This is a genomic window from Patescibacteria group bacterium, from assembly GCA_041674405.1.
In the GTDB taxonomy this organism is placed as follows: Bacteria; Patescibacteriota; UBA1384; order XYA2-FULL-43-10; family XYA2-FULL-43-10; genus JBAYVT01.
Window position 1 is genome coordinate 1 of sequence record JBAYVT010000001.1, and the last position, 13,013, is coordinate 13,013.

Consider the following 13,013-nt stretch of genomic DNA (forward strand, 5'->3'; position numbering starts at 1 on the left):
TAATTTAATTATATCGCACTAATCCTTTGAGTTTCCTTAAAGTTATACACAAATTTCAATGATTAAGCAGGCTAAATAAAAATTGTGTTAAAAAAAAGGTGCCCATTCGGGTCACCATAATCCGTAATCAATATAATCTTAATCACGAATATTGTCAATAGAAATGATGTAACTTGACCTAATTTATGGTTTTGACTAGGAAAAATAAAAGACTTCCGAACCTGCGAACTTTTTAAAACCTGCTTTTGTGTAAAATTCAGGTAAATTTGCATCTGCGGGATCGGTATTTATCCAAATGCGACAAACCTTTAAGTTTGAATAGTAAGCACAAGCCTTTTTTAAAAGACTGGTGCCAATCCCCTGTCCTCTAAATTTCTTACCGACAAAAAGATCTACAAGATAAACAAATCTTGTTTTGTCTGAGATAGTGCGTATTGCCCCAACGATATTTTTTCCGGCTTTATAGATAAAAATACAATCGGAATTTGATAAAAAATTTTTTACAAATTTTGGATCTCCGTAGTTTTTTGCCACATAAAATTGAATAATCTGTTCAAAATTATCTGAGATATTTAGTTTTCCCTCAGTAATATCGAAGATAGTCATATGTTATTTCAAAAGTGTATCAATTTGCGAAGGAATAGTACTTGGGTCTTCAACATATTGGCCATTCAAAAATACGCTTGGTGTTCCACCAAGATTTAATGCCTGGGCATCGGAATTATCTTTGTCAATAATATTCTGGACTTCTGAGCTGTTTAGATCTGAATCGAATTTTGTAATATCAAGCCCGATTGATTTGGCCATAGCATCCATTGTTGTCTGGTCACCGGTTTGATAGCTTTCAAAAATTGCATCGTCTGCTTGATCGAATTTGTCCTGCTTATTTGCAGCCTCAGCAGCTTTTGCCATGATCACGGCCTGTTGGTGAATGATAAAAGTGCGGTGATACATTACTACATCATTCGGATGGGCAGCGACAATAGATTTCAGTGTTTCGTGTAGGCTTTTGCAATAAGGGCAGAGATAATCAGAAAAAACTACAATTTTCACCTTTGCGTCAACCGATCCTATGTGGGCGGCATCATCACGATAAATTAAAGATTCATCATTTTTTATGTCACTGCTTTGGGGGCTTTCGTCTGTACTTTCGGGACCTTTGCTCTTGTTTGGAAGTGCAAGAATCACTCCACCGGCGATCAAAATTATAATTATTATAAGAATTATCCAATTACCAGCATTTTTCATCTTGCTCCTAAAAATTACTTTTGTAACCAAAAGTTTAACAAAAAATAGAATATACTTCAAACATATCTTTACTCTGTTTATTTCTCCTTAAAAAAAATTTCTTGTTTGTTTATATCAAAATATCAAAACGACCCAACTAAAATTCGCGCTGGATCATTTTGAAGAGCTCAAAATATTAGAAAAGAGCTACATCTCTTTATTCGAACCCGCACCCCAAAATCCTAGAATTGCAATAATGAGGCCGGTAATTACCAAAACCCATTTGTTTGCTGCGCTGGACATGTTGAGATATGGTTCGATAATCACCCATATGCCCAGAATACCAATTACCCAAGCTTGCCACATATTAGCTCCTTTCCTAAATTATTCGACCTTTTCTCGATCTTATAACAAAGCTAGAGCTAATTCTTCAGTAGATTCTACAATGCACCAACGCTGGGTTATTGATACTTGCTTACGGGCGCAGCGTTCCGGCGAAGACTTGCCAAGCAAGCAAAGATTTGGCGACTAAACTCAGTATTATGTATGCCCTTTCGCCATAAAGATAATCCGCCCACTTGCCAACTTTTTTGTATTGTAGAATTTGGTTTATCGCAAAGCTGTTGAAGAAAACAAAGATTGAAAAATAAATCCAGTAGACAAAATCTGGTGCTTTGTTCTCTCCACCGCCGGCACCGAATAAATATATCGCGATAGCCGCCCAAGGAATGATTCCGGCGATACAGCCAAAAACAAACGAAGTCCAATTTGTCTTTTCTGTTGACTGGTTATGAAGCTCCATCATCCAACCAAAAAGAATCATACTTGCATTGACACCGACAAAGGCAATTAAAGTTGCAATATCATAAATACCAACCAACATGGCGATAACGACGATCATCAAAGATGAAGAAATCGAGTATTCAATCCAACGGAAAAAGTTGATGTGCTTCGCTAAATTCTTATTGTAAATTGCATTCAAGCCCGGCAGAGTGATTAAAAGGTGAAAAAACGCCGAGAGAAACAAAAATGATGCAACCAAGGGGCCAATTTTCAGATCAGCCAAAGTTTCCGGCGTTGGCACTAACTTTTTGACTGCGACATCAAATTTCAAAAATGATGCCGTAACCGGCAACGAGAACGTGCTCGAAACAATAAGCATCACAATGCCTTGTCCAAGATGCAGAAGAAACATAACAAGGTTGAATTTGCGCAGACCCTTAAGTTTTGCTTCCATACAACCTCCCCATTATTTTATCTTTCAATTTCCTGGCGCTTAAATATGAAAATCGAAATTATCATAAAAAGTATGATGATTGCGATTGTGGTGATCAACGACGGCAAATAATCATGTGGGGAAAGGCCGGTAAAAATGTCTTTGTAATTTGTCATTATATTACCTGGCAAAATTTTTTTGATTTCCTTGATAAGAGAAAGAATTATTGTGATTACTATCTGAATGCCGAACGAAATAAATGCGGCAACAATTTGATTGCTTGTAAATGCGCTGCATAGAATTGTGGTTGCTGTGATGAAAAGGAGATAAACAAAAAATATTGATGCAAGCAATGAGAAAAGAGCGAATGAAAATGATCCAAAAATGACAATGGTGTAGGCGTAAAAAATAAGTGACGAAGCGATATAGATCACCGCAAGCACTGAATAAGCGGCAAAAAATTTAGAAAGAACAAACTTTGCCCTCGAGACCGGTTTGGTGAGAACAACTTCAAGAGTTTTTTTATTCTTTTCCTCGGCGATGATACCAGCAAAGACAAACACCAAAACTAATAATGCGATTTGGCTTATATTTTTGACAAACTGATCGATGGAATCTCTCCATGTTGGCTCGGGCAATTGAATTGAAAGACCCGGAGTTTGTGGAATATTTTTTAAGAGCTCGGGCGTAATTTTAGCTAGTGCTGGTGAGGCAAAAGCAATGAAGAGAAACAAAATTACTAAAATTAGTAACTTCTTGGTTCTTATTATTTCTAAAATTTCTTTTCCAAATAGTGCATTCATTATTTCCCCTTTCTGACCAAATCAAGGAATAAATCTTCGATTTCTGGAAGTTTGATGCCATAAGAATAAATACCGACCGACTCATCGGCAAAAAATTTAATCGGTAGATTTTTCCTTACATCATCTTCACTTCTTAGCCAAATTTTAGCAGACGTAGCATCAACTTCGACCCTGAGTGCCCACGGTACCTTTTTTAGCTTGGGAACGAGTTTAGCCGGATTTTCGGAAAATTCGACGTACAATATCAGCTTGGTGTATTTTTCTTTAAGTTCCGGTAAGGACGAGGCAGCAGCGATCTTGCCCTCATTTATAATTACGACATCGTCGCAGATTTTATCGACATCAGAGAGAATATGGGTGGATAGAAAAATCGTCTTATTGGCTGAAAGTGTTTGAATAACGTTCAAGACTTCTTTGCGTCCGATCGGGTCCAAGGCAGAAACCGGTTCGTCGAGGATCAAAATTTTCGGGTCATTAATAAGCGCTTGGGCAATGCCGAGGCGCTGTTTCATGCCGCCCGAGTATGCGCCAATACGTTTATTTTGGGCATTTTCAAGGTTGACGAGTTTTAAAACCTCGGTGATCTTGGTTTTCTGCTGCTTTTTAGAAATGTTGAATGTGTCAGCAATAAATGAAAGATATTCTTTTCCCTTCATCCAATTGTAAAATGCCGGAAGTTCTGGCAAGTAGCCGAAAAGATTATTTAGCCCAGAATTACCGAATTCAATTTTATTGTCATTTAGTGATATTTCGCCGGAGGTTGGCTTTGAAAGTCCGACGATCATCCGAAGCGTTGTCGTCTTTCCTGCCCCGTTCGGCCCGAGAAAACCGACAACACGGTTATTCTCAACATTAAATGAAATATTATCGACAGCGGTGAAATTGCCAAATTTTTTTGTAAGATTTTTGACAGATATTACGCTCATTCTTCATCCGTTCTTCCGATCAATAGATATAGAATCGGGCCGATAATATTGATCAAGATAATTATCAAAAGCCAAGCGACGGGTGATAAGTTTTTTGTTTTCCATTTGCGAGCCAAGTCAACTACGGCGTAGACCATAAGCCCAAGCTCGATAATGGCTATTGGCAGCGCCAAAAGCAAAATTTGTGAAACATTTGTAGTATCCATTTGACTCCTTGATTACAATGAAATCATATCAGAGCAATTATGACTTAGTAAAGCCTGTAAATTGACCTAAAGCCAAAATGCAAAAGTCAAGATAATAAGTTAAAATCAATAAAGTTTTTCCTTCATTTTCCTTGGCACGGGACAGAAGGAGATGAGTAATTAGTTTCTTTGGAATTTTTTGGTTAAATTTTATCTGAATAGTTTTCTTGCCGGTGGCATAGCCCATAGTTTCTAATTCTTGGCGGGATTTATCATCGAGAACGAATGCTAAACCGAAAGCTATGTGATTTTTGAAAGTGGAGAAACCAGCTAAGAGACCATGATACTTATAAAACGGCACTCCCCAGCTGATGGATTCTGAGGCATTGGGCACTGCGGATTTAATAACAGATCTAATTTCTCTCGAGATTGGCTGTGCTTCATCTGGAGTATTCTTGATGTATTCATCCACATTTTTTGCTTCATAATTTCTCATGTACCAATCCGATATTTGATTAATTATTAGCTCGAGAATATAATTATATTGTTTTTATATCAATGTAGATTTTCCTAAGGGAGGGAAAAATGAGAAAGTTCTCAATTGCTATTGTGGCGGCGCTCATGCTGTCGTTATTTGGCTTTTCAGGTCCGGAGAAGGCAAAGGCCGACACAGTGATTGCACCGCCGTGTAATTTTTCCTCACAGACGCTTCTTGGAAGCAATTATCTGGCTCAGACTTTTGTGCCTGGTGTGGATAATATTGATAATGTTGGAATTTTGGTCGGAAATTTCAGTGCTAGTTCGGTAAAATTTAATCTGATGCTGACTGGACCGAACGGACAAGTTCTTGCAACACGACCGACTTCGCTTTCCGGTAATTTCGCTTGGCCATATCGTTATATTGATCCTCAATTTTCGATTCCATCTACAAGGACTGGAACATATGTGATCTGGGTCTACCCATATACCGGATATGAAAATAATGAATTATATGTAAAAGGTTCTGCATTTAGTGATGAGAGCTGTTATCCGAACGGCGGAGCATATCAAAATATTTTTACCAATTTACACCGTGATTTTAGCTTCGTAGTTTTTGGGCACAATAATGATGCTTCAGCTCCCGAAGTAGTTGAAGCACCAGCAGACCAACAACCGCCTGTCGATAATCAGTCTCTGCCAGCTGCTGACCAGCCGTCTGGAACATCTTCTGATACAGCAACGACAAACGCAACAGAAAAGTCGAGCAATTCACCAAAAGATTTGACTGCCAAATGGGACGAAAACGCAAACGCGGTAAACTTGTCATGGAGTGTGTCGTCACTTTCCGGGCTTAGCGGATATGAAATTTATAAAACCAATTCGACCGAGAACACATTCTCCAAGCTTGGGACGACAACCAAAGACGTTCTTTCTTACCAGGACAAAGATGTCAAATACGGAGAGTCGTATTTGTATTATGTTGTTGGGGTGGCGGGAACAGCTGTTTCTGATAGTTCCAACACAGTCTCGTTCCTTGTTGATGATCAAGGCATAAAGCCATCGACTCCGCTTCCCGGTGAACAAAATGAGAGTTTTTGGCAAAAGGTTGGAAATAATATCGTAAATAATCAAGTATATTTGCTTGGGGCATCAGCATTGCTCTTAACTCTTCTCCTTATTCTTGAGGTTATTGAACGAATCCGAAAACGATCTCAAAAGAATCGTCTCTAGAAAATTAAGGTTGCTAAATTCAAAGATCCGCCTAGCTAGGCGGATCTTTGAATTTGTTGCCCGTTATATTTTGTATGTAGATTGACACACGATCAATATTGTGTTATTATTCGCCAGTGTCGGACTACTACTTCGCAGCCATGGAGGATTATCTTGAAACCCGAAGAAGTGAAAGCATTGGCAAGTTGTTTTGTCAATCGGTGTGAGCAAGCGTTCGTCGACAATCCGCAGGGCCCGCAACTGCGCGTGTTCGAAAGAGGTGGACGATGGTATGCGGGTGTGATCCTGCGTATTTGCCGAGATATCGACACCTCAGTTGTGCTTGTAGTGCTAAGTGAGCATTTGCAGCTTGAGGTAGTCGAGGAAATCAAGCGAATGCGCCCCGGGGTCGATGTCGTGACGATCGCAAGATCTGTGAGAGTCAGAGTGTCATCCTTTGTTGCGCGACTGGAATCCGGCGTATTGCTTTGCTTGACCGGAAGGCAAGCCGGTTTCCTCCAGTCGCTTCTCGTCACACTACCCGTGAGCGCAATTCCCCTCGCACTCAGCCGCACAACCGAATCCGCAGCCGGCAACTAGCCGGTACTGAAGTACTGGGAGAGCACGGCTTCGCCGTGCTCCTTTCAGTTATTAGATCGTTTTTAAGAGTTACATATGCAAAAGTGTAAAAACCTTGTAAATCAGAAGCGCGGGCCAAACGATTGCTTTCAGAAAGCCTAAGACCCCCCACCAAAACGTATCTGCTTGCTGAATAAAATACACTGCAGCGCCGATGAATGCCAGTCCGTAAGCACCACCAAATATTCCATTGGCGCTTCCCTTGCCTTTACTAACCTTCAATTCACATTTTTCTTTTGCCATAATTCTCCCTTATTAATTATATTTAGAATATACATCACAAGTATTGGTGACGAAAATATTTTATTCTCCAATATCATCTTTCAATTTCCTTATAGACATTGCTCGGATATCTTTGAGAGCAATCACTCGCCCATCTCCAAGGAGAACCTTACCGCTTTTATGGTCAGCAAATTTGCCTGTGGTAACCTCACCGGTCCGATACTTTATCCAGATAGTAGTACCTTTAGGGTAACTTGTATGCATATTTAGGGCTTTTTTGGAGTTATTGTTGCCAAACAATCTTTTTGGTCAAATGTTCCTATTCCAATCTGGCGTACAGACATGCCTTGATCGTCATTTACATCATGGATTAGGCCCTCATTGGTTGCAATTGTGCGCAAGCTAGAAACAAGAATGATTGCATTTTCACGTTGCTCTGGTGGTATTTCAGCAGTAAGACCATTTTTGGCTTCGTAATAATCACTCATCCAGTAATACTCTGGTTTCGGCGATTCAGAGGGTTGTGTAACCCGAAAAAACAACACGAGATCAGGATTTATTTTTTCATCACCAAGCGCTTCGAGGTTAACTTGATATCCAGTCTCACTTTGCCTTACTTGTCCATCGTTATGAGGTGTTTCGGGTATAGTGACCTCTTTACCCAAGAAACCGCTTACATCTCCACCCCATCTTTTTTTACGCGCTTTATAAGCAAAATCTGAAAAAGCCATTGAATGAGCAATCAGTTCTGCCATTCTATTATCGGAAGATCTGATATTCTCGGGCAATGATTCGTAAAGGTCCGGATCTTCAAAATACTCCGCCACCATGGGGTTTATTATTATTCCTTGAGCTTTCAAAAAATCACAAATCTTTAATACCTGTTCTTCTGCTTTTTTCTCACGATCAATAGGAGGCAATTCTGCGCTATTGAAAGGAGATTGTTCAACACTACCGTAGTCATTTGCTTTTCTCATACTATCCTTTTATTTGGCTATTAAGACCATGCCGGTAATAATTAAACATATTGCTAAAAATTCCGTTCGCCAGGAATAAAAAAGTAATTCAGTTCACATTTATATTCTCATAATATGAAAAATAATTGAACTGGAATGCCTGAATTTAGTTCTTTTTTGCCCGGTAGCGTTCTGCAGCGGTGAGGAGTTTTTTGCGCATACGCAGGGATTGTGGGGTTACCTCAAGTAGTTCATCGTCTTCAAGAAAATCGATGCACTGCTCGAGAGACATTTTTGTATGAGGAGTTAAGATGGTTGCAATATCCGAATTCGAAGCGCGTACATTGGATAATTTCTTTTCCTTGGTAACGTTGATATCGAGGTCGTCTTCGCGGGAATTTAGCCCCACGATCATCCCAGCGTAAACATCTGTTTGAGGTGGGATAAAGGTGATTCCTCTCTGCTGGGCGATGTTTAAGCCATAAGTTACGGCTTTGCCAGATTCAAAGGCGATCATTACGCCGTTTCGAAGTTTTGGAATTGCTGCCCCAACTTTTTCATAGCGCAAAAAGATTGAGTTGATCACTGCTGTTCCTTTAGAAAGTGTCACCAAAGTATTGCGAAGGCCGAGTGTGCCGCGGGTTGATATCTCAAAAACCAGCCTTGTTGTGGAGTCTGAGTTTTGTGATTGGTGAATTAATATTCCTCGACGTCTGCTGATTTCGCCAATTACCGAACTTGCAAATTTATCATCGACGTCGATGGTGAGTTCTTCGATTGGCTCGCAGGTTATTCCGTCAATTTCTCTGGTGATAACTTGGGGTTTGCCGACTTGAAGCTCGAATCCTTCACGGCGAAGGTTTTCGATAAACACCGATAGGTGGAGTTCACCTCTGCCGGAAATAATATAATTCCCGTCTGCAGCGACATGGAATCGCATCGCAATATTTGTCTCGAGCTCTTTCATTATTCGCTCGAGTAATTGCCGCAAGGTTACAAACTTGCCTTCGCGTCCGGCGAAAGGTGAAGTATTGGCGTACATCGAAATTGAAAGCGTAGGCTCCTCGATTGCCATTGAAGGAACGATGTCGATCTCTCCGGGGTCGCAGATTGTGTCGCCGATTGAAACTTTCGAAAGGCCGGCAATTGAAACAATATCGCCAGATAAGGCTTCCTTGACCTCAATTTTTCTTAGTCCTGCATTTTGAAATATTTTTTCCGCTTTTCCGCTCTGGACAGCTCCCTCTTCGTTCGCTAAAACAACATTTTGGCTGGTGGAAATTTTCCCCCGGATTATTTTACCGATTGCGTATTTGCCCAAGAAATTATCGTAGCTGAGGGCAGAGACCAACATTTGAAACGGCTTGTCGTCGTCTTTTTGCGGCTCTGGTATATACTTAACTATTCCATCCATCACTGGGGTAAGATCTGCGGGAGAGGTAAAGTCTGCCGGCATTTTTTCCCAAGATTTTCCTTCCCGCCCGATTGCATAATAGATCGGAAAATCGAGCTCGCTATCATCTTTTGCAAGTTCTAGAAATAGGTCATAAGTTTTATTCAAGGTATTTTCGATATCAGCGTTATTTTTATCGATCTTATTTACGACAACGATAATTTTAAGGCCAATTTCGAGCGCCTTTTTAAGGACAAACTTGGTCTGGGGCATTGGCCCCTCTTTGGCGTCAATCACCAAGATAGCGCCGTCTGCCATATTCAGCGTTCGCTCGACCTCTCCGGCGAAATCCGCGTGTCCCGGAGTGTCAATAATATTTATTTTCACTCCCTTGTATTCGATAGAAGTATTTTTGGCAAGAATCGTAATTCCCCGCTCGCGCTCCTGATCGTTCGAATCTAAAATCAGAGTTTCCGACATTAAGGCCTCATTCTCACGGAATGTTTTTGACTGCTTCAAAAATCCATCAACAAGGGTGGTTTTGCCATGGTCAACGTGAGCGATTATTGCGACATTTTTTATCATATCAATCCTCTTGCCCTGAGCGAGGTCGAAGGGCAACATTTCTTAATTTCATATTATCTAGTTTGCTTCGACAAAAGTGAGCGCAAATCCCTTATTATTCCCTCTTCCAGTGCGGCCGATCCGGTGAATATAGTCATTATAGGTCTGGGGAATTGTGTAATTGATAACATGCGAGACATTACTGATGTCAAGTCCGCGCGCGGCGACATCTGTGGCAACAAGAATTTGAATTTGGTCATCGCGAAATTTTGATAGCGCCTTCTGGCGTTGGTTTTGGCGCTTGTCTCCGTGGATAGAATCGGCTCGAAATCCACTCTCTGCGAGATTTTTAGTGAGTTTTTCCACATCGCGCTTGGTCTCTGAGAAAATAAGGACCTTTTTGGAGCCTTCTTTTGATAAAATATCTGTCAATCGATTGAACTTATTATCAGCGTGCACTTTTACAATATCTTGGTCGACATTTGCCGCTGTCTCACCAGTGATGGTTTTTACAATGACAGGGTTAATTAAAAATTCACGGACAAGAGTCTCGATTTTTATCGGTAGCGTTGCAGAGAAAAACAGCGATTGACGTTTGTCTGGAAGCTCGGCCAGAATTCGTTTAATTTCATCGACAAAGCCCATATCGAGCATCCGATCGATTTCATCGAGAACAATATTTTGAAAAAATGAAAAATTAATATTGGCCCGGTCTTTTAGATCCTTGAGACGTCCGGGAGTACCAATGACGAAATTGGGATGGCTGCGGAGATCTGATATCTGGCGGTAGATAGGTACGCCGCCGACGCAAATTGCCGAATATATTCCCATGCCTTTGGCAAATTTGCGAAATTCGACATTTATCTGCTGGGCAAGTTCGCGAGTTGGCGCAATGATAAGAACTTTTTGATTCTTGTCGCGAAAGCATTTATCGATTAAAGGTAGCAAAAATGCCGCTGTCTTCCCAGTCCCCGTATTGGCAAGTCCTAGAATATCGCGACCGGACATAACATGCCCGATCGATTGGTCTTGAATTGGAGTTGGAGTTTCGTAACCGATTTCCTTCAAGTTCATATTAATTTTTTGTGAGAAAGAAAAATCAGCAAAATTGTGAATAATTTTTACGTGATTCGTGGCGGTGTTTGGAACTGCCTTTTTTACAAAGCGCTGAATATCAATCACTTCACCCCTGTTGTGTCGACGAGAATTTTGTGAGTTTGAGTAGCGCGGACGTGAACTGAATTTTCCGTGAGCAGGCTTACTAAAATTTGGTTTTCCGAACCGGGAAAATCCACGATCAAAAGAACGTTTTTGGTGAGATCTAAAATTTTGCATACAATTTCCTACGCGAGATTTCGCGTTAATATTAAAACTTCGAATAGCTCTTTAAGAACGTCGAAGTTTTAATTCGGAAATCTAAAGAACGATTTCGAGACTTCGAAAGTATATCATTAATTAGTATTTAAGTCAAGGATTGTATCTCGATGAATTAAGAGGTTGTAAGCTTGATGATTGCTCAAGTTGTACCAGTATGAATTGAAAATAATCAATTTCTAAAGGTTAAAACCAATGCGGGCCAATTAAAACACAAATAAAAAGACCAGAGGAATTAAATAAATTAATTGCTCTGGTCTTGCTCCGACAAACGTCGTCGGAGCACCAGTACCACCTCCAGTTCACCAAGACTTGACGCTACAGCGCCGGCGGCTGCGGCATGCCGCAGCCAATCATTACGATACCCACGCTGCCTGCGGGTGCAGCCTCCATGATGCGCTCGACGGTGCACTGCGGGCAGGTGCATGTGGACTTGTCCCTCGTCCAGACCTTCCAACCTGCCGCGACTCCGTAGTGCCGCTCGCCGAAAAGGCCGAAGACAGCCTTCATCTCGTAGTCGTAGATGTCCGTGATGAGCTTCACCCGCGCTGCATGCTCGAGGCACTGGCGCAGGAAGTCCTTGTTGTCGTCTGTGTCCTGTTCCTCGATCTCATCGAGTTTCTTCAAGATGCCCTCGGCCTCCGGCCGGAAGCTCTCGATGAGGCTGTACAGGCGCTTCAGCTCCTCGGGCAGGTCCCCGATCACATTGGCGTTCTCCGGGATCGGACCCTCGGGCTCGATTAGCTCAACTACTCCCATGCCAGCCAGTACGTCCTGAATCTTTAACATCGACATCACCTTTATTTTCACTGCCGATCGTTATCAGTCAGTGCCCCCTTGCCACCTTTCGGGAGCAAATAATCGGAAATAATTCCAAACATTTGCTCCCGAAAGATTGAATAATATTAACATATTAATTCTGATCTGTCAACGATCGTGAATTGTAGTGTTTCTTGCCTTCGGTTGGCATAATCACACAATATACTTAAATTACAACCCTCTTAATCAAAGAACGAACCGGCACGCCGATTCGCTCAATGATCATCCCCTCTTTTCCAGTTCTAGTGGCTCCTGCCCCCTCGGCCTCGGTCCTTTGCGCCGCGCGTATCCTTGCCCTGAAGAGCAAGGCGCTTCTGCTTGTCGGCGCGCCTCTTCTTTTGCTCGTCGGTCGGCGATTTCTTCTTGCCCAAGATTCGCTCCTGGGTCGGCGATTTCCTCGCTTTCTCCTTGGCAAGAAGCGCGCGAACTTCGCGCTTAACCCAGCCATCAAGGCGGTCCAGGTGGACATCCCGTTCCTCCACGCAGACGACCTGGAAGAGAAGCGGATCGGTCTTCTGGATGGAAACGCATACCTGCGTGTAGCATCCGTTCCGGTGGTAGATGACGCGGCCGGCGGTGATGAAGCACACCGACTGCGGCTCCTTGTCCGGGTTGGTTGCGGTTGTGCTCGAGGCAATTCCCTCCTTCTGGTCGTCCAGGTGGATGCGGTCCGTATTTGTGGGTACGCTCACATCCATCAGGTTGACGAAGAGTCTCGCCTTGGGGATCCGCGCCATAGCTTGAGGAATCCGATACATCCCGTTGCCCTGGTCGGCAAGCTTGACGAAGAGCCGCTGCCCGACTACCAAGCAGGCAAGCCTGTGATTGTGGATAATGGCGGCATTGCCATTGTTCCGTGAAACCGCGAAATACAGCATTTTTTCCTCCTGAGTATTGGTGTGATTGCGGCGATATTGTTTTAACATAAATTGTTTAGTTTGTAAACCTTTAAAAAGGATGTAAACACAAAAACACCGCCGGTGTTCAGGGCGGTGTTTTA

The 13,013-nt window shown here is 42.1% G+C and carries 17 protein-coding genes; 2 read left to right on the forward strand and 15 right to left on the reverse strand.

The features are described 5' to 3' along the window. Positions 1-195 precede the first annotated feature (195 nt). The 8 genes from WC080_00005 to WC080_00040 form a co-directional block, all read right to left on the reverse strand. On the reverse strand, positions 196-606 hold the full coding sequence (locus WC080_00005; GenBank protein ID MFA7243672.1) for a GNAT family N-acetyltransferase: 411 nt from the start codon (positions 604-606) through the stop codon (positions 196-198). 3 nt (positions 607-609) lie between these two features. Continuing rightward, on the reverse strand, positions 610-1,248 hold the full coding sequence (locus WC080_00010) for a thioredoxin domain-containing protein (protein MFA7243673.1): 639 nt from the start codon (positions 1,246-1,248) through the stop codon (positions 610-612). A 186-nt stretch (positions 1,249-1,434) separates the two neighbouring features. After that, positions 1,435-1,593, reverse strand: coding sequence for a hypothetical protein (locus WC080_00015; protein MFA7243674.1), 159 nt, complete (start codon positions 1,591-1,593; stop codon positions 1,435-1,437). A 109-nt stretch (positions 1,594-1,702) separates the two neighbouring features. Continuing rightward, entirely contained in the window at positions 1,703-2,464 is a 762-nt protein-coding gene (gene heR / locus WC080_00020; protein MFA7243675.1) for a heliorhodopsin HeR, read from the reverse strand. A 17-nt stretch (positions 2,465-2,481) separates the two neighbouring features. Beyond that, positions 2,482-3,246, reverse strand: a complete 765-nt coding sequence (locus tag WC080_00025) for an ABC transporter permease subunit (protein MFA7243676.1) — start codon at positions 3,244-3,246, stop codon at positions 2,482-2,484. After that, the gene (locus WC080_00030; GenBank protein ID MFA7243677.1) at positions 3,246-4,172 is read right to left on the reverse strand and encodes an ABC transporter ATP-binding protein; all 927 of its coding nucleotides are present in this window, start codon (positions 4,170-4,172) and stop codon (positions 3,246-3,248) included. Before WC080_00030 ends, WC080_00025 begins: the two co-directional genes overlap by 1 nt. Then, positions 4,169-4,378, reverse strand: a complete 210-nt coding sequence (locus tag WC080_00035; GenBank protein ID MFA7243678.1) for a PLDc N-terminal domain-containing protein — start codon at positions 4,376-4,378, stop codon at positions 4,169-4,171. The genes WC080_00030 and WC080_00035 overlap by 4 nt, the downstream gene beginning before the upstream one ends. 37 nt (positions 4,379-4,415) lie before the next feature. Further along, entirely contained in the window at positions 4,416-4,853 is a 438-nt protein-coding gene (locus WC080_00040) for a DUF1801 domain-containing protein (GenBank protein ID MFA7243679.1), read from the reverse strand. Between the two features lie 89 nt (positions 4,854-4,942). On the opposite strand from WC080_00040, the gene WC080_00045 reads away from it, so the two are divergent. Continuing rightward, complete coding sequence (locus WC080_00045) at positions 4,943-6,067, forward strand: hypothetical protein (protein ID MFA7243680.1); 1,125 nt, start codon at positions 4,943-4,945, stop codon at positions 6,065-6,067. Between the two features lie 246 nt (positions 6,068-6,313). Beyond that, entirely contained in the window at positions 6,314-6,646 is a 333-nt protein-coding gene (locus tag WC080_00050) for a hypothetical protein (GenBank protein ID MFA7243681.1), read from the forward strand. Between the two features lie 69 nt (positions 6,647-6,715). On the opposite strand, the gene WC080_00055 is transcribed toward WC080_00050, so the two are convergent. From WC080_00055 to WC080_00085, 7 genes are all read right to left on the reverse strand, one after another. Then, positions 6,716-6,928 carry a hypothetical protein gene (locus WC080_00055; protein MFA7243682.1) on the reverse strand — a complete coding sequence of 71 codons (213 nt, stop codon included), beginning with the start codon at positions 6,926-6,928 and terminating at the stop codon, positions 6,716-6,718. A gap of 60 nt (positions 6,929-6,988) precedes the next feature. Beyond that, positions 6,989-7,171: a hypothetical protein gene (locus WC080_00060; protein ID MFA7243683.1), complete on the reverse strand. Its 183-nt coding sequence runs from the start codon at positions 7,169-7,171 to the stop codon at positions 6,989-6,991. A gap of 2 nt (positions 7,172-7,173) precedes the next feature. Then, a complete protein-coding gene (locus WC080_00065) occupies positions 7,174-7,884 on the reverse strand; it encodes a hypothetical protein (GenBank protein MFA7243684.1) in 711 nt (236 codons plus the stop codon). A gap of 145 nt (positions 7,885-8,029) precedes the next feature. Then, positions 8,030-9,841 carry a translational GTPase TypA gene (gene typA / locus WC080_00070; protein ID MFA7243685.1) on the reverse strand — a complete coding sequence of 604 codons (1,812 nt, stop codon included), beginning with the start codon at positions 9,839-9,841 and terminating at the stop codon, positions 8,030-8,032. 57 nt (positions 9,842-9,898) lie between these two features. Further along, positions 9,899-11,155 carry a DEAD/DEAH box helicase gene (locus WC080_00075; GenBank protein ID MFA7243686.1) on the reverse strand — a complete coding sequence of 419 codons (1,257 nt, stop codon included), beginning with the start codon at positions 11,153-11,155 and terminating at the stop codon, positions 9,899-9,901. A gap of 357 nt (positions 11,156-11,512) precedes the next feature. Continuing rightward, positions 11,513-12,004 carry a hypothetical protein gene (locus WC080_00080; GenBank protein ID MFA7243687.1) on the reverse strand — a complete coding sequence of 164 codons (492 nt, stop codon included), beginning with the start codon at positions 12,002-12,004 and terminating at the stop codon, positions 11,513-11,515. A 251-nt stretch (positions 12,005-12,255) separates the two neighbouring features. Further along, the gene (locus WC080_00085; GenBank protein ID MFA7243688.1) at positions 12,256-12,939 is read right to left on the reverse strand and encodes a hypothetical protein; all 684 of its coding nucleotides are present in this window, start codon (positions 12,937-12,939) and stop codon (positions 12,256-12,258) included. Positions 12,940-13,013: the final 74 nt, after the last annotated feature.